We start from the raw sequence: 24,603 nt of genomic DNA on the forward strand, positions 1-24,603 counted from the left end.
GGTCGGCTGTCGAGATGATGGGGCGGAACCGGGCGGCGTCCTCGGGCGGTGCCGGGTCTACTTGACCCAGGGCTCCTCGCCGGCGTCCGAGACGATCGGCAGGCCGTTGTCGAGGTTCCATGCCCCCATCCCGCCGCGCACGTTGATCGCGTCGAAGCCGTTCTGGTTGAGCCAGGAGGTGGCGCGGATCGACCGGCCGCCGGAGCGGCAGATGACGTAGACGTCCTCGTCGAGGGGCACCTCGCCGTAGCGCACGGGGAGGTCGCCGAGCGGGATGTGCTGGGCGCCGTCGATGTGCCCGGCGTTCCATTCGTCGTCCTCGCGGACGTCGAGGATGTTCGCGCCCTCGGGGATCTCGGTCACGGAGACTGTCGGTTCGCTCATGGGTCCAGTGTAGACAGCAGGACGGACACGGGGCAGGGGTGCCGGTGCGGTCGGAGCGGCCGCGGCGCCGGGACGGTCTCAGCCGAGCTGGTCGCGCAGCTCGGTCTTGAGGATCTTGCCGGCGGCAGAGGTCGGCAGAGCCTCGACGAGGTGGACCTCGCGGATCTTCTGATAGGGCAGCACCCGCTCGGCGACCCAGCCCATGAGCTCCTCGCCGGACAGCGCGACGCCGGGTGCCGCCTCGACGAAGGCCACGGGGATCTCCCCGGCCTCGTCCGCGGGCCGTCCGACGACGGCGATCCGCGCCACGCCCGGGTGTGCCGCGGCGATGTCCTCGAGCTCGCGCGGATAGACGTTGTAGCCCTTGTAGATGAGCATGTCCTTGGCCCGGTCGTGGATCCGGATGAACCCCTCGGTGTCGCGGGAGGCGATGTCGCCGGTGCGCAGCCAGCCGTCGACGAACTGCGCGGCGGTCTGCTCCGGGGCGTTGCTGTAGCCGTCGGTGACCTGCGGGCCGCGCACCCACAGCTCGCCCTCCTGGCCGTCGGGGAGCACCCCGGTGCCGGTCGTGCTGCGGATCTCGATCTCCGTGTCGGACACCGGGATGCCCACGGAGCCGATCTTCTGGGTGGTGCCCGGCTGCACCGGGGTCGAGGTCACCATGCACGTGCCCTCGGTGAGTCCGTAGCCCTCGCCGATCACGGCGTTCGGCATCGCCTCGCCGATCCGCGCCACGGCCGTCGAATCGAGCGGAGCGGCGCCGGAGATCGCGAGCTTCATGCTCGGCATCGACTCCCCGGTGGCCCGGCAGTGCGCGGCGAGCGCGAGGTACATCGGCGGATTGCCCGAGGCGTAGGCAGCCTCCCAGCGGTTGGTGAGCTCGACGAAGGTCTGCGGCTTGAACCGGCCGGACAGCACGATCGTCACGCCGCCGAGCATGAACATCCCGCCGCTCGTCAGGCCCTGGGCGTGGAACAGCGGCGGCACCTGGATGGTCGCGGCCGCACCCGGCTCGACGTACGGGACGTCGAGCTCGGTGATGTGCGTGAGCCGCAGGTGCCCGGTCTCATCGCGGTCGATCGTCGAGTGGAGGCGCCAGGCGGCCATCTGCGTGATGTTGGCGATGACGTTGCGGTGGAGGACGCGCACGCCCTTCGACTTCCCGGTGGTGCCGCCGGTGTAGGCGTAGTGGGCGACCTCGTCCATGCCGACGAGGACGGGTTCGAAATCCTCTCCGCCGGCGGCGAGCACCTCGGAGAAGGACCGGTACGGGCCGGTGTCCAACACGGAATCGGCGAGTGCCTGCTGCTCCTCGTCCACCCCGGCCGACCACGACGGTCCGGTGACGAGCACGCGCGCGAGGCCGAGCTCCTCGGCGACCTCGGTCACCGGGCGGAGGTGCGCGGGGTGGGTGATGAGGGCGGTCGCCCCGGCGTCGGCGAGCTGCTTGGCCAGCGCCGGAGCCGGCTGCAGCGGGTTGACGAGGGTGACGGCGGCGCCGGTGAGGAGCGCGCCGTAGTAGGCGGTGAAGTAGTGGAGGATGTTCGGCAGATGGATGCCGACGACGCTTCCCGAGGCGATCCCGGCTGCGGCGAGGTCGGCAGCCACTGCGCGGGCGCCGGTGAGCAGCTCGGCGTAGCTCAGGGTCTCCTCTCCGTCGACCACCGCGGCCCGCTCGCCGTAGGTGCGGGCGGAGGCGAGGAGCACCTCGGGCACGGCGGCATCGGGGTAGCTGAGGTGGCGGGGCATGCCCGGCGGGAAATAGTGCGACATGGTGGGCCCTTCCTGGCACGGGGGCGGCGTCCGCATCGACGGCCTGCGGCGAGCGCGGAGACCGGAGGTCTGCACCGATAGTAACTGAACAATTGATCAGTGCCACGGGCCGGGGTGGTCCGCCCCGTTCGTGAGACACCCTTGACGGATGACTTATCGAACGTTCAGACTAGTGAGACTGCTCGGGGTCGCGGATCGATCCGCGCCGGTGCCGGTTTCGATGGGGAGACGGCGAGAACCCCCGAGCCCAGCGGTGCCGCACACGGACGTGCGGGCCTCGGAACCCAGGAGTTCACATGACTGTTCGTCTGCAGCGTTCGCGCATGCTCGGTCTCATCGCAGGCGCCTCGGCGCTCGGGATCGCCCTCAGCGGCTGCGCCGGTTCGGCTGGGGGCGGTGGCGGTGCGGCGGAGGGCGGCAGCGGCGAAGGCTACGAGTACGGCGCCTCGGACGAGGAGATCAAGGCCGCGTTCGCGGACGTCGAGCCCCTCACCATCAACTACCAGCCGTCCGCGCAGTCCGGCGAGGGCCTCGACGCACACCGCGCCCACGCCTTCATCGAGAACCTCGAGACGCTGTCCGACGGCAAGATCACCGTGGAGACCACCTACGGTCAGGGCATCGCCGGGTACACCGAGCTCGCCGATGCGCTCGTCGACGGCCGCGTGGATGTCGCCTACATGCTCCCGATCTACCAGCCGGACAGGTTCCCCGTCTTCCAGTCGTGGGTCACCGGCACCACTCTCACCGGCACCTCGCCGCTCGTCGACGAGATCGCCGCGAACGCCGCGATCGGCGAGCTCACCTGGCAGGACGAGAACCTCATCAGCGAGTTCCGCGATCAGGGGCTCGAACCGCTCAACATCTTCAACGCCGCCGGCGCGGTCGTGACGATGTGCGCCGAGCCGCACACCACCGCCGAGGACTGGCAGGGCAACCAGGTGCGCGCGTCCTCGGTCGCGCAGACGAGCCAGCTCGAGGCGCTCGACGCCTCGCCGGTCTCGCTCCAGTACACCGAGACCTACGAGGCCCTGCAGCGCGGCACCGTCGACTGCACCCTGTCGACGACCCTCGCCGCGGACGCCGCCGGCTTCATGGATGTCGCGCCGAACATGACCTACACCACGGACGTCACCTTCGCCCGCGGGCCGGGCGGCGTCTACGCCGGCAGCGCCTGGCAGGAGTGGCCGCTGGCCGTCCAGCAGCTCGTGTTCGACTCGATGGAGGACGAGTTCAACGAGTCCCGTCGCGGCGACCTCGAGGCGAACGCCGTCGGCGCGAAGACCGTGCGCGAGGCGGGCGGCACCTTCGAGGAGATGGAGTCCGGTCTGCAGGACGAGCTGAAGAACTCCTCGCAGGGACTCGTCGACGAGGCCATCGTAGCGGGCACCCTGCCCGAGGGGTCGACCGAGGCCATCCCGGAGGCCGTCGCGCGCTGGCGCGGGGTCGCCGAGGAGCTCGGCTACGAGGACGAGGGCACCTTCGCCGACTACGACGAGTGGTACCCGATGGGCGACAAGGAGTTCCTCCAGCCCTTCGGTGAGAAGTACTTCGAGGAGATCATGCTCCCGCACCGCCCGAGCTGATCCGCAGGCTCCGCCCGGTCCGAGGCGATTGGGCCGCCCGAAGTGATCGGGCCTGGGCGCCGGCCGGACATGGCAGAATCCCGCGGTTCCTGTTCTCAGGAACCGCGGGATTCTGCTGTCTCACCGTGGGGTGGCCGGAGCTCACATGTGGCCGTCCTCGAGGAACCGCGTGTGCCAGCTCAGCGCCTCGGACAGGATGTGCGGGGTGTGCGCGGCGTTCGGGGATTCGGCGATCGCCCGGTCGAGGTAGTCGTGCAGCCTCTCGCGGTAGTCGGGGTGCGCGCAGTTGTCGATGATCCGCTTGGCGCGCGTGACCGGTGAGGTGCCTCGGAGGTCGGCGATGCCCTGCTCGGTGACGAGCACGTGGACATCGTGCTCGGTGTGGTCGACGTGCGAGGCCATCGGTACGATCGAGGAGATCGACCCGTCCTTCGCCGTCGAGGGGGACACGAAGAAGTTGAGGAACGCGTTGCGGGCGAAGTCCCCGGAGCCGCCGATCCCGTTCATCATCTTCGAGCCGGTGATGTGGGTGGAGTTGACGTGTCCGTAGATGTCGGCCTCGACCATGCCGTTGATCGCGATGATGCCCAGGCGGCGGACGATCTCGGGGTGGTTCGACATCTCCTGGGTGCGGAGCAGGATGCGCCCCTTGTACGACTCGGCGTTGGCGTTGAAGTGCTCGGCGACAGGTCGGGACAGGCTGAACGCCGTTGCGGAGATCGAGTCGAGCTTGCCGGAGTCGAGGAGGCCGAGCAGGTTGTCCTGGATCACCTCGGTGTAGGAATGGAGGTGCTCGAACTCGGACTCCTTGAGCCCTTCGAGCACCGCGTTCGCGACGTTGCCGATTCCTGACTGGATCGGCAGCAGGTTCTTCGGCATCCGGCCGGCGCTCACCTCGTGGCGGAGGAAATCGATGAGGTATTCGGCCATCGCATGGGACTTGTCGTCGACGGGGGAGAAGGAGTTGTCGCGGTCCGGGGCGTTCGTCCGCACCACAGCGACGACCTTGTCGGGGTCGACCCGCAGGTAGGGGTCGCCGATCCGCTGGGTCGGCTCGAGGATCTGGATCGGGTTGCGGTGCGGCGGCAGCTTGGTGCCGTAGTAGACGTCATGGAAGCCCTCGTACTCGCGCGGGTGCCACTCGTTGACCTCGAGGATGACCTTGTCGGCCTGGTCGAGCCAGGTCTTGTTGTTGCCCACCGATGATCCCGGGACCAGCAGCCCGTTGGGGAGCACTGCGGCGACCTCGACCACGGCGCCGTCGAGCTTGCCGAAGTAGCCGAACCACACCTGCTGGGCGAGGTGGCTCAGGTGCGTGTCGATGTACTCGACGTCTCCGGAGTTGATCGCCCTGCGCATGCTCGGGTCGGTGTTGAACGGAGCGCGGAGGTGCACGCCCTCGGCCTCGGCGAGCACGCCGTCGAGCTCCTGAGCCGTCGACGCGCCGGTGAGCAGTCCGATGGTGAACTCCTCGCCGGCGGAGTGGGCCGATTTCATCCGCTCGGCGAGCGCACCCGGCACCTCCTTGGGGTAGCCGCAGCCGGTGAACCCGCTCATGCCCACGTTGTCACCGGGGGAGATGTGTTCCGCGGCCTGCGCGGCAGTGGTGATCTTCTTCGACAGCACGGGGCACGAGATACGCGTCATGGACCAATGTTCTCAAGCGGGGGTGCATCGGCCAAACGGCGGAGGAGTCCTACCGGTGCGTTCGTGGCGAACACCACAGCCGGGGTCGCGCCCCCGAAACAGCAATATCCTGCGGAATCCTTCTCAGGAACCGCAGGATATTGCTGTTTCAGGGTGGGTCAGCGGCCGGTCCACCGGGGAGCGCGCTTCTCCGCGAAGGCGGTCGCACCCTCCTTGGCGTCGGCGGAGGTGAAGACCGGGTCGACGATCTCGGACTGCTTGGCGAACTTCTCATCGGTCGACCAGTCGGCGGATTCGACGATGACCTGCTTCGAGGCCTTGACGGCGAGCGGGCCGTTCGCCGCGATCGTCTGCGCGAGCTCGAGCGCTCCGTCGAGCGCCTCGCCGTCGCCGACGATCCGGTTGACGAAGCCGTTGGTCCTGCCGAACTCCGCGGAGTAGATGTCGCCGGTGAGTGCCATCTCCATCGCCACCGCGCGGTGGGTGCGCTGCGGGAGGGTGACGAGACCGCCGGCCGCGGCGGCCAGGCCGCGCTTGACCTCGGGGATCCCGAACTTCGCGGTGTCGGCCGCGACGACGAGATCGCAGGCGAGCATGGTCTCGAAGCCGCCGGCGAGCGCGTAGCCTTCGACCGCGGCGATGAGCGGCTTCTGCGGGGGCGCCTCGGTGAGCGCGAGGAATCCGCGGCCCTCGACGGAGGGGCGCTCACCGCGCACGAACCCCTTGAGGTCCATCCCGGAGCAGAAGGTCTTGCCGGCGCCGGTGATGACGGCGACGAACAGCTCGTCGTTGCTGTCGAAGTCGTCGAGGATCTGCGCCATCTGTGCCGCCATCGCGGCGGTCGCGGCGTTCTTGGCCTTGGGGCGGTTGAGGGTGATGACGAGCACCTGCCCGCGGACCTCGGTGAGGACCTCGGCTTCGGTGGGGGTGTCGGTGGTCTCGGTCATGTCGGATCTCCTTCGATGCTCGACTGCTGTGTCTCGACTGCTGGGTGTGCGGTGCGGGGCCCGGTGCAGCTGTGCCGCAGGCCGGGGTGTCCGGGGACGGCTCAGCGCGAGCCGCCCCCGAACGGTGAGGGCTCGCTCAGCGCGGGGCCATGCGGATCGCGCCGTCCATGCGGATGGTCTCGCCGTTGAGCATCGCGTTCTCGATGATCGACAGCGCGAGGTGGGCGTACTCGTCCGGGCGCGCCAGGCGGGACGGGTGCGGCACCATTGCGGCGAGCGAGTCGCGCACCTCCTGGGAGGCCTTGGCGAGCAGCGGGGTGTCGACGGTGCCCGGCGCGATCGTCACCACGCGGATCTTCTTCGAGGCGTAGTCGCGCGCGGCGCACAGGGTGAGGCCCACGACCCCGCCCTTCGAGGCGGCGTAGGCGGCCTGGCCGATCTGGCCCTCCCAGGCCGCGACCGAGGCGGTGAAGATGATGACGCCGCGCTCGCCGTCGATCTCCTCGTTCTTCGCCATCCGCACGCCGGCCTGGCTGGCGACGATCATCGTGCCGATGAGGTTGACGTCGATGACCTTGCGGAAGTGGTCGAGGTTCCCGGCGGACCCGTCCTTCTGGACGAGGCGCATCGGCCCGCCGATCCCGGCGCAGTGCACGACCGCGCGCAGGTCGCCGAGCTCGGTCGCGGCGTCCATCGCCGCGGACACCTGGGCCTCGTCGGAGACGTTGGTGGCGACGAAGCGCACCGCGTCGCCGAGCTCGGCCGCGACGTCCTCGGCCGGCGGGTTGAGGTCGGCGATGACGACCTGTGCGCCCTCGGCGACGAGCCGCTGCACGGTGGCCAGCCCGAGGCCCGAGGAGCCGCCGGTGACGAGCGCTGCGTGTCCTGAGATGTTCATGGGGTACTCCTTCTGATGGGTGCGGCCGGACCGCCGTGGTCCTGCGCGAACGGTGGGGGAGGGGCGGGGCGATCGCGGGGCCGGCCCGCGCCCCGCCCGGGTCAGGCCCGGGTCAGGCCCGCTTCTCGGACAGGCCCATGTCCTTGGCGATGATCGTCTTCATGACCTCCGAGGTGCCGCCGTAGATCCGGGTGACGCGGGCGTCGGCGTAGAGGCGGGCGATCGGGTACTCGAGGATGTAGCCGTAGCCGCCGTGCACCTGGAGGCACTTGTCGACGACGCGGGCCTGCACCTCGGTGGTGAAGAGCTTGACGCGGGCGGCGTCGGCGGGGCTGAGCTCGTTGGCGTCGAGCGCCTCGATCGCGTGGTCGAGCATGATCTGTGCGGCCTCGACCTCGGTGGAGCACTCGGCGAGCACGAACTTGGTGTTCTGGAAGCTCTTGAGCGGGGTGCCGAACACTTTGCGCTCGTGCGCGTACTCGGAGGCGAACCGGATCGCGGCCTGCGCGCTCGCCACCGCGTTGACGGAGATCGTCATCCGCTCCTGCGCGAGGTTGTGGGAGAGGTACTCGAACGCCTTGCCCTCCTCGCCGAGCAGATCCGTCGCCGGCACCTCGACGTTGGTGAAGGACAGCTCCGCGGTGTCCTGCGTCTTGAGGCCGATCTTGTCGAGATTGCGGCCCTTCTCGAAGCCCGCGCTCTCCGCGTCGACGACGAGGATCGACAGGCCCCCGCGTCGATCGGCCTCGTCATAGGGCGAGGTGCGGGCGACGACGAGCACCCGGTCGGCGTTGATACCGCCGGAGATGAACGTCTTGGCGCCGTTGAGGACGTAGTGGTCGCCCTTCTTCTCCGCCTTGGTGCGGATGCCGGTGAGGTCGGAGCCGGTGCCGGGCTCGGTCATCGCGATCGCGGTCATGATGGTGCCGGCGGCCATGCCGGGCAGCCAGCGCTGCTTCTGCTCCTCGTTCGCGTACTCGAGGATGTAGGGGATGACGAGGTCCTGGTGCACCCGCAGCGTGCCGAGCGTGGTCGCGGCGTAGGCGGTCTCCTCGTTGAGGATGGTGTTGAACTTGAAGGTGTGGCCCTGGCCGCCGCCGCCGTACTCCTCCGGGACCTGCAGGCCGGTGAGGCCGAGCTCGCCCATCTTCGCGAAGAACTCCTTGGCCACCTTCCCGTCCTGCTCGAACTGCTCGTAGGCGGGGACGAGTTCCTTGGCCACGAAGTCGCGGCACATCGAGCGGAAGGCGTCGTGCTCCTCGGTGAAGATGGTCCTGCGCATGGTTCCTCGTTCGTCGAAGGGGTGGGGCGACGAGCACGATCACCTACGATCGAACACTCGATAAGTTGCAGTCAGCGTATCCCTCCCGGGACGCAGCGGCAAGACCCTGTGCCGGAACGACGGGGCTGGTCCTGCACGTTGGCCGCTGCGCGTGCGGGAATGGCACCGGCTCCGGAAGGGCCCGTCAGTCGTCGAGGAAGCCGGAGTATCCGGACTTCTCCAGCGGCAGGTCGAGCAGCCGGGTGAGCTCGTCGCTGAGCTCGCGGTAGCCGAGCAGCCGCAGGCAGTAGGCGGTGTAGGAGCGCTCGAGCTGGACCGAGTCGAGCGGCCCGTCGTCCTTGTACCAGAGCGGGATGCTGTTGCAGATCGAGAGGATCGCGCGGCCGGCGAGCTCGGGGTTCTCGATCCGGAACTCCCCGGACTCCATCCCGGCGCGCAGCACCCGGACGAGGATCTCCCGCGACTCCCGCTGCAGGGTGCGGATCTGTGCGAACTTCTCCGGGTCGAGGCGCTCGGTGTCGCGCAGGGTGACGCGGCCGAGCAGCGTGTTCCGGCACCGGTAGCGCACGATGAAGCGGACGAGTACCGCGACCTTGTCCGAGCTCTTCGCCCCGGCGGTCTCCACGAGCTCGGAGGCCTCCTGGATGTACCAGTCGAAGGCGAAGCGGATGAGCTCGAACAGCGCGTCCTGCTTCGAGGGGAAGTAGTAGTAGAGGGCCGACAGGCTGAGGCCGGCCTCCTGCGCGATGTCGCGGATCGAGGCTCCGTCGTAGCCCTTGGCGGCGAAGGTGTTCCGGGCGGCGCGCAGGATCTCTGCTCTGCCGTTCGTCGAGCGCATGGTCTCTCCAGGGGTCGGTCGGGGAGCGGGGAGCCGCGGACGCCGTCGTCCGCCGCTCGGAGGTTCCCTAACGAACAATCAATAAGTCGTTCCCACGCACCCTACCCCACCGGGTCCGATTCCGGCGGGTCATCGCCGAGGGGCGGGCCCCGTGCGCGGATCCGTGAGGATCCGGACGGGACCCGCCCCTCGGTTCAGACGGTGCCGCGGTCGACCATCGGTGGCGGCTTCTCGGCCGTGGTCCGTGGCCGGCGGCCCTGCGGTCAGCGGGCGGTGCTGCCGGGACCTGCCGGGTCCTCGGGGTCGCGGCGCGCCTCGGCCCCGGCGGCACCCGGGCGGCGGCCCGGGGCGTCGGGCGCATCGCCGCCGTGGACGTGGCCCTGGCGGTCCGAGGCGCCGGCGTGGATGTCCGCGCGGTCGTCATCGGCGAGCACGGTGGCTCCCCCGGAGTCGAGGTCGGTGGCCAGGCCGCGGGTGGCGGTCGGTCCCATGACCCCGTCGGTGGCCTCGCCGCCGGTGTGCGCGGCCGCGTACTCCTTGGAGGCGGCGGCGTCCTTCGCCTCCAGCCGGCGTGCCTTCTCGCGTTCGATCGCGGCGGACTCCTCCGGGCCGCCGGCGTTCCAGAACCGGGTGACGACCATGGCGACCACACCGACGGCCAGGCCGATGAGGCTCGAGGTGAGCTCCGGTGCCAGGGTCGCCAGGCCGGCGGCGAACAGCACCACGCGCATGACGACGGTGGGGCGACGGGCGACGCCGATCATCCAGCCCTCGAACGCACAGCCGAGGAAGAACACCCCGATGAGCGCGAAGACGAAGGTGTAGATGATCTGGAACACCGTCGAATCCTGCGCGACGAGCGCCGGGTTGAGGACGAAGGCGAACGGGATGATGTACTTCACCGAGCCCAGGCGCATCGCCGTGAGCGAGGTCGACATCGGCGGGGTGCCGGCGATGTTCGCCGCCGCGAAGGAGGCGAGCGCCACCGGCGGGGTGATGTAGGAGACGGTCGCCCAGTAGATCACGAACAGGTGCGCGGCGATCGGGTTGATCCCCATGCCGGTCAGCGCCGGGGCCATGACGATCGCGAGGAACACGTACACCGCGGACACCGTCATGCCCATACCGAGCACGAACGAGGTGACCGCGCCGGCGATGAGGATGAGGAACAGGTTGTCGCCGACGAGCGTGATGAGCTCGCGGGCCAGGGACAGGGACACGCCGGTCATCGACAGGCCGCCGACGATGAGTCCGACGCCGGCGATGATGCCGATGATCTCCGCGATGGTCTTGCCGCCGGCGAAGAGGAAGTCGACGAACGACTTCGGGGTGAGGCGGTGGTCCTTCATGAAGATCGCCACGACGAGGAGGAAGCCGACCACCCAGTACGGGGCCTGCGACTCGTTCTTCTGCACGGTGAGCAGGAGGATGAGGCCGATGAGCGCCACGATGTAGGGCCAGCCGAGCAGGGCGGTGCGCCCGGCCCGGGGCAGGAGGTGCTTGGGCACTCCCTTGAGGCCGGTCTTCGCGGAGTAGGCGTCGACCTGGATGTAGATGCCGAAATAGTACAGGACGGCCGGGATGGCCGCTGCGAGGGCGATCTCGCCGTAGGGCACGCCGACGAAGGACACCATGAGGAAGGCCGCGGTGCCCATGATCGGCGGGGTGATCGTGCCGCCGGTCGAGGCGGTCGCCTCGACGCCGGCCGCGTAGCGCCCGGGGAAGCCGGACTTCTTCATCGCGGGGATGGTCATCGGGCCGGTGGTGAGCACGTTCGACACGGCCGAGCCGCTCATCATGCCCATGAATGCCGAGGAGATCGACGACACCTTCGCCGAGCCGCCGCGATAGCGGCCGAACACCGACTGCGCGAGATCGTAGAAGAAGGTCGCTCCGCCGGTGTGCTGGAGGGCGACGCCGAACAGGAGGAAGCCGATGAGGATCGAGGCCGCGGTCTGCAGCGGCAGGCCGAGGATCGAGTCGACGCCCATGACGTGGATGCGGGCGGCGTCGTCGAGCTGGTAGGGGATGCCCTGGAGGAAGGGCACCGGCACGGCGAGGGCGAACATCGGGTAGATCGAGAACACGAGCGCGATGAGCGTGACGACGAGTCCCGCCGCGCGGCGCAGCGCCTCGAGGACGAGGAGCCAGAAGATGAACGAGAAGACGATGGTGATCGTCGGATACGTCAGCGACTTGTCCCAGCCGAAGTTGACGATGTTCTCGCCGTTGAGACCGAAGTAGAAGGCCACGACGAAGGTGAGTGCTGCGAGCACGACGTCGTAGAACGGCATCGTCCGGTCCTTCTGGGACTTCGCGATGGGGAAGATGAGGAACACGATCGGCAGGAAGAACGCGAGGGTGTAGTAGAGGTAGGAGTTCGTGAGGAAGGTGAGCCCGAAGGGGCTCCAGAAGAAGGCCTGGCTCATCGCCAGCAGCACACCGAGAACGGTGAGCACGACGATGACACCCTTCCACATCGGGGTGATTCTCTGATTCATGGGAGTTCCTGTTCTGCGATCGGGCCGACGCGGCCGGCCCCGGAGAGAGTGTGAGGAGTGGAGGCGGGGTCAGTCGATGGGTTCGAGGTGCTCGTCCTTCCAGTCCATCCACTGCTGCTTGAGATCACCCGAGGTGTCGGCCTGCGCGAGGAAGTCCGGCCAGGTGGCCCGCATCTCCTGGCCGTAGGCGATGAGCTCCTGGTTGCGCTGCTCGGCCTCCTCGGTCCAGGCGCCGTGCTCCTCGAGGAACTCGACCGTGCCGTCGTGGAACGGGACCTGGACCGGAGTCGTGAAGACGTGCTCGAGATCCCAGTTCAAGGTCGTCGCGGTGGCGTCCTTGTACTTCGGGTAGTGCTCCTGGAAGGCCTTGGCGGTCTGATAGGCCTGGGTGTCGGAGAGCTCGTTGTAGGACACGAAGGGGACGGCGTAGATGAACCCGTTGTCCGACTGGCCCTCCTCCTGGCCCGCAGCGTTCTCGAACGGACCGATCTCCACTGATGGTGCGACCTCCGCGACGGCTTCCACGGCCTCCGTGTCCTCCGGGTCGAGCTCGAGCCACTGCGTGTCGATCGCGGCCTCCAGCTCGTAGAGCGACGATCCGTAGACCTGGAGGAACAGAGCGTCGATCTGACCTGCCTGGAGAGCAGCCGGCTGCTCGCTGTACGAGATATCGACACGCTCGACGTCGTCCCAGGTGAGTCCCCCGTAAGCGAGGTAAGCCTCGACCTTGTTCTGGACGGAAGGGTTCGCCGTGGCCCACGGGACCTTCTTGCCCTTGAGGTCGGCGGGAGAATCGATGCCGGAGCCGACCCGGCTCATCATGCCGTGGGGTGCGGTCGGGGTCCATACCATGCGGACGTCCTGCGGGCCCCAATCCGCAGTGGTGAAGTCCTCTTCGCCGTGGAAGGCGAAGATGTATTCGTCACCGGTGCGTGCCATCGTCGCCTGCTTGTTCCGCAGCGGGCTGAGCCGCCCGACACCGGTGTCGGAGGTGAGGATGCGGATCTGCGAATCCTCCTCGTTGGAGATCGTGTTCGCCACCGCTGCCACATCCGCATAGGTCGACGTGGCGGTTCCGTAGGTGCTCCATGCATTGAATGCGGGGAAGTCGTCGACTTCCTGATTGAGCTCGAGCTGCGCGCAGCCCGACAGCAGCATGACGCTGGTGGTGATGGAGGCGAGTGCCCGCGTAAATCGTGTCATCGTCGGTCTTTCCTGTTCGGGATCGAACGGCGATCGGCCGGGAGCGGCCGAGGCGCCGAATCGGTGGTGCGCCGCCGGGCGATTCAGCAGGGTCGGGCGGATCCGCGGGGGATTCGCCGTTGAATGACTGAGGACTCGGAAGAGCGCGATGGCAGGGCGTGCAGGACGGCCTGCGGCCCTGCGAAATTGTTACACGGAACACATAAGATTCCCAAAATTCATTGCCACAGGTGTATAAATGGTGATGCGGGCCACTGGCGTGGGCCGCACCCCGACCATCGACCGCAGCGCCACCGCAGCCCATCGTCAGAAGCACCACCGTCCGGGACACCGCAGTTCAAGGAGACACCCGATGCCAGAAGCAGTCATCGTCGACGCAGCCCGCACCGCAGTCGGCAAGCGCGGCGGAGCCCTCCGCGACATCCACCCCGTCACCCTCGGCGGCCACGTGCTGTCCGCCCTCGCCGAGCGGAACTCGCTCGACCCCGCCCTCGTCGACGACGTCGTCTTCGGCTGCGTGGTGCAGGCCGGCGAGCAGTCCTCGAACGTCGCCCGCTGGTCCGCGCTCGCCGCCGGCTGGCCCGAGACCACCCCCGGCACCACCGTCGACCGCGCCTGCGGCTCCTCGCAGCAGGCGCTGACCTTCGCAATCGCCTCGGTCGTCGCCGGGCACTACGACATCGCCGTCGCCGGCGGCGTCGAGTCGATGACCCGCGTGCCCATGGGCACGAACCGCGCCAACGGCCCCGGCAAGGCGTTCGGTCCGACGATCTTCGAGCGCTACGGGCAGGAGGAGTTCAGCCAGGGGATCGGCGCGGAGATCGTCGCCGAGCGCTGGGGCTTCGACCGCACCGAGCTCGACCAGCTCGCCCTCGACTCGCACGCCCGTGCACAGGCCGCGACCGAGCGCGGGGACTTCGCCGCGCAGATCGTCCCGCTCACCGGCCTGACCAAGGAGGGCGAGGAGTTCGAGTTCGCCGCTGACCAGGGCATCCGGCCCGGCGGCACGCTCGACTCCCTCGGCGCGCTCAAGACCGTGTTCAAGGAGGACGGCGTCGTCACCGCCGGCAACTCCTCGCAGATCTCCGACGGCGCCGCCGCCCTCCTCGTCATGACCGACGTCAAGGCCCGCGAGCTCGGCCTCACCCCGATCGCCCGTGTCAACACCGCGACGCTCGCCGGCGCCGACCCGATCACCATGCTCACCGCACCCATCCCGGCCACCCAGAAGGCGCTGGTGAAGTCCGGGCTGTCGGCCGACGAGATCGGCGTGTTCGAGGTCAACGAGGCGTTCGCCTCGGTCCCGGCCGCCTGGATGAAGGAGATCGGCGTGGACTGGGACCGGGTCAACCCCAACGGCGGGGCGATCGCGCTCGGCCACCCGCTGGGCGCCTCGGGCGCGCGGATCATGACGGACCTCGTCCATCACATGCGCCGCACCGGCACCCGCTACGGCCTGCAGACGATGTGCGAGGCCGGCGGCCAGGCCAACGCCACCATCCTCGAGCTCATCGACTGACCTGTCGCGCCGGGCGTCACACCGCCCGACCCGCGGCGCGGCTCCCCGGGGCGATCCCCGCCGGCCGCACCCGACACCTGCACGGAGACCCACGTTGACGCACCCCCACCGGATCCGGCGCACGCTCGCCGGGATCGCCGTCGCCGCCCTCGCCCTCACCGGCTGCGGTGAGATCACGAGCAGCGGCACCCCGGTGGCCGAGTCCCAGGCCGGTCACCACGCCAACGGCCTGCCCAAGGCCACGGTGTGGACCGGCTACGGTGTGGGCACCTCGAACTACTCCGAGCAGGCCGCCGTCGCCGAGGCGCTGATCAAGGAGTACGACACGCAGGTGCGGATCCTCGGCTCGGACACCGGGGTCGGCCGGCTCACCCCGCTGCGCACCGGCCAGGCGCAGACGGCCCGGCTGTCCGACGAGGCGTTCTACGCCTTCGAGGGCAAGTACGAGTTCGTGTCCCCCGACTGGGGGCCGCAGGACCTCAGGACGTACTGGACCCCTCCGACCACCGTGGCCGTCGGCGTGGCGGGGAACTCCGGCATCGAGACCCTCGCGGACCTCGAGGGCAAGCGGGTGCCGTGGATGGCGGCCAACCCGTCCTCGCAGGAGAAGATCATGGGCATCCTCGCCTATGCCGGCCTCACTCCGGACGACGTCGTCAAGGTCCCGGTCGAGTACGGCGCGCAGCCGGAGATGTTCAAGAACGGCGGACTCGACATGGTGTACTTCGGGGCGCAGTCCTCGGCGATCATCGAGGTCGCCACCCAGATGGACTACCGGTGGGTCGACTTCGACGGCGACGCCGAGGCGGAGAAGCGGCTCCAGGAGTACGCGCCCTCCGTCGTCATCGAGGAGTTCGAGTCCGCGGTCGGCATGGAGGACACCGTCAAGCACGGCCCGACGTATGCGATCCAGATGACCACCTACGCCGACTTCAGCGTCGACGAGGTCTACGCGATGGTGAAGACCTTCCACGAGGCGTACCCGCTCTACGCGGACGCCACCGCCACGACGAAGGACTGGAAGTTCGAGGACATCGACTGGATGCCGATGGTGCTCCCGCACCACGACGGCCTGGTGAAGTACCTCGAGGAGCAGGGCCTGTGGACCCCGGAGCACGAGGAGCGCAACCAGCTGCTCATCGAGCGCGGCGAGACCCTGCGCGCCGGTTGGCCCGAGGTGCTCGAGTCCACCCCGGAGGACGAGCTCGCCGAGACCTGGGAGCAGTGGAAGGCCGAGCACGCGCCCCACATCCCGCGCGAGGACTGACTGCCGCGCGAGGGGTGATGATCCCGCACGAGGACTGACTGCCGCCGTCTGACTGCCGCGCTCACCCGGCGGTGGCGTCCCAGAGCGCGATGAAGTCCTTCTCCCAGCGGGCCGGTTGCTCGCTGTACTTCTCGTAGCTCAGGTCGGTGGCGACGCCGTCCGCGGTGCTGTAGAAGCGCAGCTCGTCGTCGCCGATGCTGATCCGGATCGATGCGGTGCCGTCCCAGTCGCGCTGCCGGAGGAGCCGGACGATCTCCTCCCGCTCGGCCTGCGTGTGGGCCGTGGTCCGGTCCCGGGCGGCGACAGTGATCCCGAGGTCGAAGGTGCTGGGTGTGCCGTCGCCGGACAGGCCGCGGAGGTCGTCGACCGTCGAGGCGTCCCAGCCGGCCTCCCACAGCGCGGCGAGTAGCGGCACCTGCGCGGGCCACTGGGCGACCGCGGTGGCCGAAGTCGACCAGTGGGGGTCCGTGCCGATCTTCAGCGTGGTGTCCGGGCTCAGCGGCCAGTCCTCGGACGCGGCGTAGTCGACGATGTCGCGCAGCGCATCGGCGTCCGGCACGCCGACGCTCACGGTGCTCCCCGCGGCGGTCCCGTCGCCGCCGAGCCCGGTCACCGTGCCGCCGCGCTCGACGATCGGCTCGATGACGACGAACAGGTCCTCGAAGCCCTCGTCGGGTTCGCTGGTGGCGAGCCCGTCGTCGGTGATCATGTCGACCTCCGTGCCCTCGCCGTAGCCGATCGGGCCGAGCTCGTTCTCGAGGTGCTCGAAGGCGGGGACGATGTCGGTGGGCGCGGGGACCTGGATCGACAGCGCGGTGTCCCTGCGCGAGGGGCTGATCTCCGCGCGCGTGAGCAGCTGGTCCGTCCCGGTGAGTGCTGAGTGGGTGTCGCGGAGCACGGGGAGGGTGCCGGGGTCGGCGAGGTCGAGGACGTACTCGATCGCGCTCGGCCGATCCATCTCCCCGCGGAGATCCTGCGGCGTGGGGTCGGCGGGTTCGTCCGCGGTCCGCGGCCGGTGGACGTCGAGTTCGTAGGGTCGGGTCCGGGCGGCGACGGATTCGGTCCAGGCGGCCATGTCGGTGCCCGGGTCGAGTTCGAGCACGATGCGCGAGCTCGGGCGCAGCGGGCCGGGGTGCATGCCGCCGAGCATCCCCCAGCCGCCCGGAAGATGGCCGGAGGCGACATCGGGGAGCGTGTGGAGGTACGGCAGCGCCGAGAGCGCCGGTGCGGTGGGCGGCGGGTCGTACAGGGTGTTCGGGAGCGCCTCGGGGACGCTCGCGGTGAACTTCCCGCTCGTCGCGGTGACTGCGGGCGTGCCGCCGGGATACCGGAAGTCGTTGACGAGGTCGAACAGTTCCCCTGCGGTGTCGCCGAGCTCGTCCGCCGAGGCGTCGGTGCGGAGGTCCGCCTCGACCGTGCCGGGCGAGGTCTCGGTGGCCGAGGTGATGCCGGGCAGGGTGCGGATCTCGTCGACCAGCGCACCGATCGAGGAGCGCGGACGCGGATCGGAGATGCCCTGGCCGAACCGCTCGATCACGGAGCAGCCGGACGCCACGAGGAGGGTGACGAGGAGGCCGAGGGCGACGATGATCCGTTTCATGAGGCCAGCCTAGGAATGGGGCGGGTGCCGGGTGTGGCCGTGCTGTGCCAGGTCCGGCACACCTCGGCGGCGGGTGCCTGCCGCTCAGCCGGCGGTGGCGTCCCATTCGGCGAGGAAGTCCGCGGCCCAGCCGGTGGGCTCCCGGTCGGCTCCGTGGAGGGCCATGTACGGCTCCTCGGCCGCGCCGTCCGCAGTGGACCAGAAGATGAGGTGGTCGCCGGTCGCAAGCGAGATCTGGGCCCGGCCGCCCCAGCCGACTTTACGCAGCACGTCGATGAGCGCGGCCCGGCTGTCGGCGCTGGTGAGGTCCTGCGTCTCGGTGCGGTAGAGGCGGAGGTCGAAGTCGCTGAGCTGGTTGCCGGCTGACATCCGGACGGAGTCGAACCCGGCGTCCCACAGCGCGGCGAGCAGATCCGCGTGCGCCGGCCAGGAGCCGGCGGTGAAGTACGGCGAGTCGTCGGGGTGGGAGGTGTGCTCGACGGAGAGCCGGGTGTCGGCGGACAGCGGCCAATCCGAGCCGCTCACCGCAGCGGACACGTCTCGCAGGGTGTCGCCATCCGGCATGCGGGCGGTGAGTGAGTCGCGCCGGAGGTCCATCGATCGCACCTCGGCCCCGGTCGCCTCGAGCAGCCCCCGGGCCTCGAAGAACGCGTCGACGTCGCCCTCGCCCCCGCCGACGGACAGTCCCTCCGCCGAAGCGACGCGCACGTCGTCGAGCCGATCAGGTCCGTACTCGGCTTCGAACGCCGCGAGGACCGCGGGGATGTCGCTGTCGGCGGGCACGGCCAGCGCGGTGTCCGGGGCGGTGTCGATGCTGCTGAGATCGGCGTCGATCAGGGTCGCGGAGACCGACTCGACGGTGTCGTGGAGCCGGACGAGGTCGGCGGGGAGATCCGGTCGGGAGAGGTCGAGGTCGATCGACACGTCCGGGGGTTCGGGCTCGGCGGAATGCTGGTCGGGCTCGGCGGCGCCGTCCGTCGTCTCCGCGGCTTCTCGATCGTCCGGCGGGAGCACCCGGATCTCGTCGTCGGTCATCGGGCGGTGGGCGGAGAGCCGGAGCTCGCGCGGGGCGGCCGCCGCGTCGCTGGTCCAGGTGCGCATGTCGGTCCCCTCCTGCAGCCGGACCGAGGCGCCGCTGCCGTCCCCGAGCGTGCCCTCCTCCACCGCAGGAAGGGCGTGGAGGAACGGCAGGTGCTCGAGGGCGAGCGGGCCCGGCTGCGGCACTCCCGGGCCGGCGCCTCGGCGGATGACGCCGATCTCGCCGGTGAACACCCCGCTCTCGACGCTCAGTGTGGGCGCCCCGTCCGGATAGCGGTGCCCGTTGACGAGGTCGAACAGGGCCTGGGAGGTATCGGCGAGCTCCGCCTCCTGCGCCCCGGTGTCGAGCGTGAGCTGGAACTCGGATGAACCGGTCGCGATGACCGAGTCGACTCCGGCGAGCGCGGACGCCGCCTGCACGAACTCCGCATGGGTGGACTTCGGTCGGGTGTCGATGAGCCCGCACCCGGCTCCGCCGAGCAGGGCGAGGAGCAGTCCGAGGGCGACGAGGATCCGGTTCATGATGCCAGCCTAGGGATGGCGACGGTGCCGGGCGTGGCGGTGGTGTGCCGGTCCCGGCACACCTCGGCCGCGGCGCGGGTCAGCTGTCGGTGCCGGCGAGCCAGGCGCGCACCGCATCGGAGTCCTCGCCGAGCTGCGGGGGCTCCTTGCGGTAGCTCGCCGGGGTGGCCGACATGCTCAGCGAGCTGCGCACGGTCGGCATCGACTCCGGGTCCTCGGTGTGCCAGATCGGGTCGATGCCGAGCTCACGCGCGGACTCGAGGCCCTCGCTGACGTTCTGCACCGGCGAGCACGGCAGGCCGGCGCCGCGCAGCAGCTCGAACCACTCGTCCTTGCCCTTGACCGACAGCGCGCGCTCGAGCAGCGGGCGCAGCTCGGCGCGGTTGATATTGCGCTTCTCCGGGTTGTCGAAGCGCTCGTCCGTGAGCAGCTCCGGGGTGCCGAGCACCTGGCACAGGCGGGCGAACTGGCCGTTGTTGCCGGCGACCACGATGAGGTCGCCGTCGGCGGTGGGGAACGCGTTGTACGGGTAGATCGTCGGGTGCTCCTTGCCGTTGCGGGTCGGGTGCTTCCCCGTCGTCGAGGCGACCTGGTACTGGTTCGCCATGGTGAAGATCGCGTTCGCCATGAGGTTGTTCTCGATGAGCTGGCCCTCCCCGGTGCGCTCCTTGTGGCGCAGGGCGGAGGTGATGCCCACGGCGGTCATCATCCCGGTCGTGAGGTCGAAGATCGACACACCCGAGCGCACCGGCTCGCCGTCGGCCTCGCCGTTCATGTCCATGAGCCCGGCCATGCCCTGCACGAGCACGTCGTAGCCGGGCAGCGCCGCCCCCGCACCCGAGGTGCCGAAGCCGCTGATGTGGGCGTAGATGATGTCCGGGTTGATCTCCTTGACGCCGTCGTAGCCGAGGCCGAACTTGTCGATCGAGCCGGGCTTGAAGTTGTGGATGAAGACGTCGGCGCGGGCGGCGATGTCCTTCGCCACGGCGAGGTCGTCGGCGTCGGAGAAGTCGAGGGCGATCGAGTGCTTGTTGCGGTTGACCGCCTGGTAGTAGCAGGCGCTGCCCTGGTACGCCGGGGGCGTCCAGGCGCGGGTGTCGTCGCCGGTGGGGCTCTCGACCTTGATGACGGTGGCGCCGAGGTCGCCGAGGATCATTGTGCAGTAGGGTCCGGCGAGCACGCGGGAGAAATCGGCGACGATGACGCCGGAGAGCGGGCCGGGATTGGGTGCGGTGATGTCGATGGTCACAGGATTCATCCTTGAATGAGCAGCCGGTACGAGTCGTTCGATTCTCCCACAGGGCGCCTCGGGCCCGGCAGACCGGTCCCCGGTTTCGGGGCTTGACACTGCGCGCCGGATTCCATACGGTTCAAAAGACTCGAACGATTGTTCACTCAGGAGGTCAAAGGTGACCGGTACCACTGCTCCGGCCGGGATCGATCCGGTCACGGTCGGCCGCTGGATCGAAGACAGGTTCGGCGCCGCCGACGTGACGTACACCGTGCTCTCGATCGGCCGCTCGAATCTCACGTACACCGTCGAGGTCGACGGGAAGCCGCGCTGGGTGCTGCGCCGCCCGCCGCTCGGACACACCGGCGGCAGCGCGCACAACGTCGCCCGCGAGGGCCGCATCATGGCCGCGCTCGGACCCACCGACGTGCCGGTGACGAACGTCCTCGAGATCGTCGACGACCCGGCCGTCATGGAGGTCCCGTTCGTCTTCATGGACCACTGCCCCGGGTTCCCCATCAACACCCCGGAGGACTGGGCCCGGATCCCCGACGCGGACAAGCGCGACACCGCCTTCGGGATGATCGACACGCTCGCCGCGATCCACCGCGTCGACGTCGACGCCGTGGGACTGACCGACCTGCGCCGTCCCGGCGGCCTCATCGAGCGCCAGCTGCGCCGCTGGCTCGGCCAGTTCGAGCAGATCACCCAGCGCGACATCCCGGAGATCAAGGAGGTCCACGACGTCCTCGCCGCAGAGATGCCCGAGGCCGCGGACTCCTTCATCGGGATCGCGCACGGCGACTACAAGCCGAACAACATGATCTTCGCCCCCGACGGCACGATCAACGCCGTCGTCGACTGGGAGCTCACCGCGATCGGCGAGGTGCTCACCGACCTCGGCTACTTCATCGCCATGCTCACGACCCCGGACGAGCACACGAGCATCTGGGTGCCGCGGCCGGAGCACGGCTTCCCCACGAAGGCGGAGCTCATCGCCCGCTACGAGGAGCAGTCGGGCATCACCGCGTCGAACGTCAACTACTACGCAGCGTTCGCGATGTGGAAGCTCGCATGCATCCGCGAGGGCGTCTACACCCGTCTCATCACCGGACAGATGGGTGACCTCGATTTCGATCCCGAGGAGGCCGGCGCCGGTGTGGAACAGCTCGCCAAGCAGGCGCTGACCATTCTCAAGGAGGAGAACTGACATGAGCTGGAACTTTTCAACGGAGCCCGAGTTCGAGAAGAAGCTCGAGTGGATGCGCACGTTCGTGCGCGAGGAGATCATGCCGCTCGAGGTCGCCGATCTCAGCCCGGAGGCCTTCACGCAGGTCTCCGACGGTCTCAAGCAGCAGGTCAAGGACCAGGGGCTGTGGGCGGCGCACCTCGAACCGGAGCTCGGCGGGGGCGGCTTCGGCCAGCTCAAGCTCGGCCTCATGCACGAGATCCTCGGCGCGAGCGTCTTCGCCCCGTCGATCTTCGGCAACAACGCCCCGGACTCCGGCAACGCCGAGCTGCTCGCGATCGCGGCGAACGAGGAGCAGAAGGAGAAGTGGATGAAGCCGCTGCTCGCCGGTGAGCTGCGCAGCTGCTTCTCGATGACCGAGCCGGGTGCCGGGGCGGACCCGACGATGCTCACCACCCGTGCGGTGCGCGAGGGCGACGAGTACGTCATCAACGGCCACAAGTGGTTCTCCTCGAACGGCTCCCACGCGGACTTCTTCATCGTCATGGTCGTGACGGACCCGGACGCCGAGGCGCACGAGCGCGCCTCGATGATCATCGTCCCGCGCGACACCCCGGGCGTGAATGTGCTGCGCGACATCCCGGTCATGGGCCTGTCGCACGCCGCCGGCGACAAGGGGCACGCGGAGATCCTCTACCAGGACGTCCGGGTGCCGGCGGCCAACCTCGTCGGCGAGGAGGGGCAGGGATTCATGCTCGCCCAGAAGCGCCTCGGCCCGGGACGGATCCACCACGCGATGCGCTGGCTGGGCCAGGGCAGGCGCGCCTTCGACATGATGTGCGAGCGGGTCGTCACCCGTGAGGTCAAGGGCTCGACGCTCTCCCAGAAGCAGATGATCCAGGACATGGTCGCGACCTCGAAGGCGGAGCTCGAGGCGGCCCGCCTGCTCACCCTGCAGGCGGCGTGGAAGATGGACCAGGGCGGCACGAAGGCCGCGCTGACCGACATCGCGATCATCAAGTTCTGGGGCGCCCAGGTGCTCTTCAACGTCATCGACCGGGCGATCCAGGTGCACGGCTCGCTCGGCATCACCGGTGATCTGCCGCTCGAGGAGATGTACCGCAACGCCCGTTCGGCCCGGATCTACGACGGCCCGGACGAGGTCCACAAGGTCACCGTGGCCCGGCGCGTGCTGCGCGGCTACGAGCCGCACCCGGTGCCCAGCGAGCACATCCCCACCCGCACCGAGGAGGCGCAGAAGAAGTTCGCCCAGTACCTCGAGGCGGCCTCGTGAGCGAGGTCGACGACGCCGCGGTCGCCGCCGAGCACGCGCGCCAGGCCGGGATCGAGCTCGACACGCTCGCCGCCTGGCTGCGCGAGCAGATCGGCCCCGGCGAGATCACCGATCCGGACTTCCTCACCGGCGGCACCCAGAACGTGCTGCTCGGCTTCACGTGGAACGACGAGCGACTGATCTACCGCGGCCCGCCGGTGAACAAGCGGAAGAACTCCGACCAGATCATGCTCCGCGAGGCCCGCGTGCTCGCAGCCCTCGGCGGCAGCAGGGTGCCGCACCCGGAGTTCATCGCGGCCTGCGACGACCTCGAGGTGCTCGGCAACGCGTTCTTCATCATGCGCTCCGTGGCCGGGTTCAACGGGGTGAGCGGCGTGCCCGAGCACGTCGCCGCCGACCGCGACTGGCAGCACGCGATGGGCCTCGCCCACGCCCGCGCGATCGCAGAGCTCGGCAACATCGACCACGTGGCCGCCGGCCTCGAGGGGTTCGGCAAGCCCGACGGCTGGCTCGCCCGGCAGCCCGGCCGCTGGGTCGGGCAGCTCGAGAGCTACCGCGAGTTCGAGTCCTGGCCCGGACTCGACCACCCCGGCGTCGAGGCGATCCCGGCCTGGCTCACCGAGCGGATGCCCGACGCGCGCAACGCCGGGATCATCCACGGCGACTGCCACCCGGGCAACGTCCTCTTCACCCGGGAGGAACCGGGCGTGGCCGCGATCGTCGACTGGGAGCTGTGCACGCTCGGCGACCCGCTCCTCGACCTCGGGCACCTGCTCGCCTCGACCCACGGCCTCGCCCTGCCCGGCTGGCCGGCGAAGGACGAGGTCGTCGCCGCCTACGGCGAGACCAGCCGCTACGACGTCTCCGACGTCGACTTCTACCACGTGCTCGCGTGCTTCCGCTTCGGATCGATCCTCGAGGGCTCGCAGGCGCGCGCCTCGGCCGGTCTCGCCCCGGAATCGGTGGGCCGGCGGCTCCACGAGCGCACCGTGTCCCTGTTCGACCAGGCGATGGAGATCATCGGATGAGCACCGAGAGCACAGCACCCGGCCACGGCGGGAACGCACCCGCCGAGGCGCCCGCCGGCACCTCGGGAACCGGCACTTCCGGCGCCGGTCGGTGGGGCTTCGACTTCACCGGGAAGCGGGTCGTCATCACCGGCGGCTCGCGCGGTATGGGATTCGAGATGGCGCGCGCCTTCTCCTCCCTCGGGGCCGAGGTGGCGATCGCCTCCCGCAAGATCGCCTCGTGCGAGGACGCCGCCGCCCGGATCACCACGGAGACCGGCGGGCGCGTGCACCCCTACGCCCTGCAGGCCGCGGACTGGGACCAGTGCACGGAGTTCGCCCACCGGGTGTGGGACGAGCTCGGCGGCGTCGACGTGCTCGTCAACAACGCGGGCTCCTCGCCGCTGTACGACTCGGTGGCCGGTATCAGCGAGGAGCTCTACGACAAGGTCATCGGCCTCAACCTCAAGGGCCCCTTCCGGCTCTCCGCGCTGCTCGGGGAGCGGATGGCCGAGCGCGGGGGCGGGTCGATCGTCAACATCTCGTCGATCGCCGCGCTCCACCCCAAGCCCTCGACCGTGCCGTACTCCGCGGCGAAGGCCGGACTCAATGCGACGACGATCGCCCTCGCCCACGCCTACGGGCCGAGCGTGAGGGTCAACGCCGTGGTGCCCGGCACCTTCCTCACCGACATCGCCAAGCACTGGGACATGGAGGCGTTCGGCAGGCGGGCCAAGAGCTTCGCCGCCGAGCGCGGGGGAGAGCCGGACGAGATCGTCGGCGCGGTGCTCTACCTCGCCTCGTCGCTCGCGTCCTACACCACAGGGGCGCTGCTCACCGTCGACGGCGGCGCCCCGAGCTGAGCGCGTCCCGGCTT

General features: G+C 69.5%; 19 protein-coding genes. 7 read left to right on the plus strand and 12 right to left on the minus strand.

Annotated elements, in window-relative coordinates; translation table 11 throughout:
• Nucleotides 1-57: 57 nt before the first annotated feature.
• Both AB0I45_RS09955 and AB0I45_RS09960 read right to left on the minus strand, forming a co-directional pair.
• Nucleotides 58-384: a rhodanese-like domain-containing protein gene (locus tag AB0I45_RS09955; RefSeq protein WP_247618430.1), complete on the minus strand. Its 327-nt coding sequence runs from the start codon at nt 382-384 to the stop codon at nt 58-60.
• A gap of 78 nt (nt 385-462) precedes the next feature.
• Nucleotides 463-2,157, minus strand: coding sequence for an AMP-binding protein (locus AB0I45_RS09960; RefSeq protein ID WP_295689850.1), 1,695 nt, complete (start codon nt 2,155-2,157; stop codon nt 463-465).
• A gap of 296 nt (nt 2,158-2,453) precedes the next feature.
• Between AB0I45_RS09960 and dctP the strand changes: the two genes are divergently transcribed.
• On the plus strand, nt 2,454-3,743 hold the full coding sequence (gene dctP / locus AB0I45_RS09965; protein WP_295689852.1) for a TRAP transporter substrate-binding protein DctP: 1,290 nt from the start codon (nt 2,454-2,456) through the stop codon (nt 3,741-3,743).
• Between the two features lie 141 nt (nt 3,744-3,884).
• On the opposite strand, the gene AB0I45_RS09970 is transcribed toward dctP, so the two are convergent.
• From AB0I45_RS09970 to AB0I45_RS10000, 7 genes are all read right to left on the minus strand, one after another.
• The gene (locus AB0I45_RS09970; protein WP_247618433.1) at nt 3,885-5,390 is read right to left on the minus strand and encodes an acetyl-CoA hydrolase/transferase family protein; all 1,506 of its coding nucleotides are present in this window, start codon (nt 5,388-5,390) and stop codon (nt 3,885-3,887) included.
• A 158-nt stretch (nt 5,391-5,548) separates the two neighbouring features.
• On the minus strand, nt 5,549-6,337 hold the full coding sequence (locus tag AB0I45_RS09975; protein WP_247618434.1) for a crotonase/enoyl-CoA hydratase family protein: 789 nt from the start codon (nt 6,335-6,337) through the stop codon (nt 5,549-5,551).
• Nucleotides 6,338-6,473: 136 nt separating this feature from the next.
• Complete coding sequence (locus AB0I45_RS09980; RefSeq protein ID WP_137318311.1) at nt 6,474-7,235, minus strand: SDR family NAD(P)-dependent oxidoreductase; 762 nt, start codon at nt 7,233-7,235, stop codon at nt 6,474-6,476.
• A gap of 112 nt (nt 7,236-7,347) precedes the next feature.
• Nucleotides 7,348-8,517, minus strand: a complete 1,170-nt coding sequence (locus AB0I45_RS09985; protein WP_137318310.1) for an acyl-CoA dehydrogenase family protein — start codon at nt 8,515-8,517, stop codon at nt 7,348-7,350.
• Nucleotides 8,518-8,701: 184 nt separating this feature from the next.
• Nucleotides 8,702-9,355: a TetR/AcrR family transcriptional regulator gene (locus tag AB0I45_RS09990; RefSeq protein ID WP_295690028.1), complete on the minus strand. Its 654-nt coding sequence runs from the start codon at nt 9,353-9,355 to the stop codon at nt 8,702-8,704.
• Nucleotides 9,356-9,618: 263 nt separating this feature from the next.
• On the minus strand, nt 9,619-11,856 hold the full coding sequence (locus tag AB0I45_RS09995; protein WP_295690030.1) for a TRAP transporter permease: 2,238 nt from the start codon (nt 11,854-11,856) through the stop codon (nt 9,619-9,621).
• Nucleotides 11,857-11,925: 69 nt separating this feature from the next.
• Nucleotides 11,926-13,059 carry a TAXI family TRAP transporter solute-binding subunit gene (locus AB0I45_RS10000; RefSeq protein WP_295690032.1) on the minus strand — a complete coding sequence of 378 codons (1,134 nt, stop codon included), beginning with the start codon at nt 13,057-13,059 and terminating at the stop codon, nt 11,926-11,928.
• Nucleotides 13,060-13,411: 352 nt separating this feature from the next.
• Here AB0I45_RS10000 and AB0I45_RS10005 point away from each other — a divergent pair, with 352 nt between their 5' ends.
• The gene (locus AB0I45_RS10005) at nt 13,412-14,578 is read left to right on the plus strand and encodes a thiolase family protein (RefSeq protein ID WP_295690034.1); all 1,167 of its coding nucleotides are present in this window, start codon (nt 13,412-13,414) and stop codon (nt 14,576-14,578) included.
• A gap of 94 nt (nt 14,579-14,672) precedes the next feature.
• On the plus strand, nt 14,673-15,845 hold the full coding sequence (locus AB0I45_RS10010) for a TAXI family TRAP transporter solute-binding subunit (protein ID WP_295690036.1): 1,173 nt from the start codon (nt 14,673-14,675) through the stop codon (nt 15,843-15,845).
• Between the two features lie 61 nt (nt 15,846-15,906).
• Here AB0I45_RS10010 and AB0I45_RS10015 read toward each other — a convergent pair whose 3' ends face one another.
• The 3 genes from AB0I45_RS10015 to AB0I45_RS10025 all read right to left on the minus strand — a co-directional run bounded on the left by AB0I45_RS10015 (nt 15,907) and on the right by AB0I45_RS10025 (nt 20,254).
• A complete protein-coding gene (locus AB0I45_RS10015) occupies nt 15,907-17,445 on the minus strand; it encodes a hypothetical protein (RefSeq protein WP_295690038.1) in 1,539 nt (512 codons plus the stop codon).
• An 84-nt stretch (nt 17,446-17,529) separates the two neighbouring features.
• Nucleotides 17,530-19,005, minus strand: a complete 1,476-nt coding sequence (locus tag AB0I45_RS10020; RefSeq protein WP_295690040.1) for a hypothetical protein — start codon at nt 19,003-19,005, stop codon at nt 17,530-17,532.
• Nucleotides 19,006-19,084: 79 nt separating this feature from the next.
• Nucleotides 19,085-20,254 (minus strand): CoA transferase, encoded by a 1,170-nt coding sequence (locus AB0I45_RS10025; protein ID WP_254668868.1) that lies wholly within the window; start codon nt 20,252-20,254, stop codon nt 19,085-19,087.
• A 160-nt stretch (nt 20,255-20,414) separates the two neighbouring features.
• On the opposite strand from AB0I45_RS10025, the gene AB0I45_RS10030 reads away from it, so the two are divergent.
• The 4 genes from AB0I45_RS10030 to AB0I45_RS10045 are packed head-to-tail and all read left to right on the plus strand — an operon-like array spanning nt 20,415 to nt 24,589.
• Nucleotides 20,415-21,446: a phosphotransferase family protein gene (locus AB0I45_RS10030; RefSeq protein WP_345030559.1), complete on the plus strand. Its 1,032-nt coding sequence runs from the start codon at nt 20,415-20,417 to the stop codon at nt 21,444-21,446.
• Nucleotide 21,447: 1 nt separating this feature from the next.
• Nucleotides 21,448-22,719 carry an acyl-CoA dehydrogenase family protein gene (locus tag AB0I45_RS10035; protein ID WP_345030557.1) on the plus strand — a complete coding sequence of 424 codons (1,272 nt, stop codon included), beginning with the start codon at nt 21,448-21,450 and terminating at the stop codon, nt 22,717-22,719.
• Nucleotides 22,716-23,747: a phosphotransferase family protein gene (locus AB0I45_RS10040; RefSeq protein ID WP_345030555.1), complete on the plus strand. Its 1,032-nt coding sequence runs from the start codon at nt 22,716-22,718 to the stop codon at nt 23,745-23,747. The genes AB0I45_RS10035 and AB0I45_RS10040 overlap by 4 nt, the downstream gene beginning before the upstream one ends.
• Complete coding sequence (locus AB0I45_RS10045; RefSeq protein WP_345030553.1) at nt 23,744-24,589, plus strand: SDR family oxidoreductase; 846 nt, start codon at nt 23,744-23,746, stop codon at nt 24,587-24,589. The genes AB0I45_RS10040 and AB0I45_RS10045 overlap by 4 nt, the downstream gene beginning before the upstream one ends.
• The last annotated feature ends 14 nt before the right edge of the window (nt 24,590-24,603 follow it).

It is taken from the genome of Brevibacterium sp. NPDC049920, from assembly GCF_040656435.1.
Lineage (GTDB): Bacteria > Actinomycetota > Actinomycetes > Actinomycetales > Brevibacteriaceae > Brevibacterium > Brevibacterium pityocampae.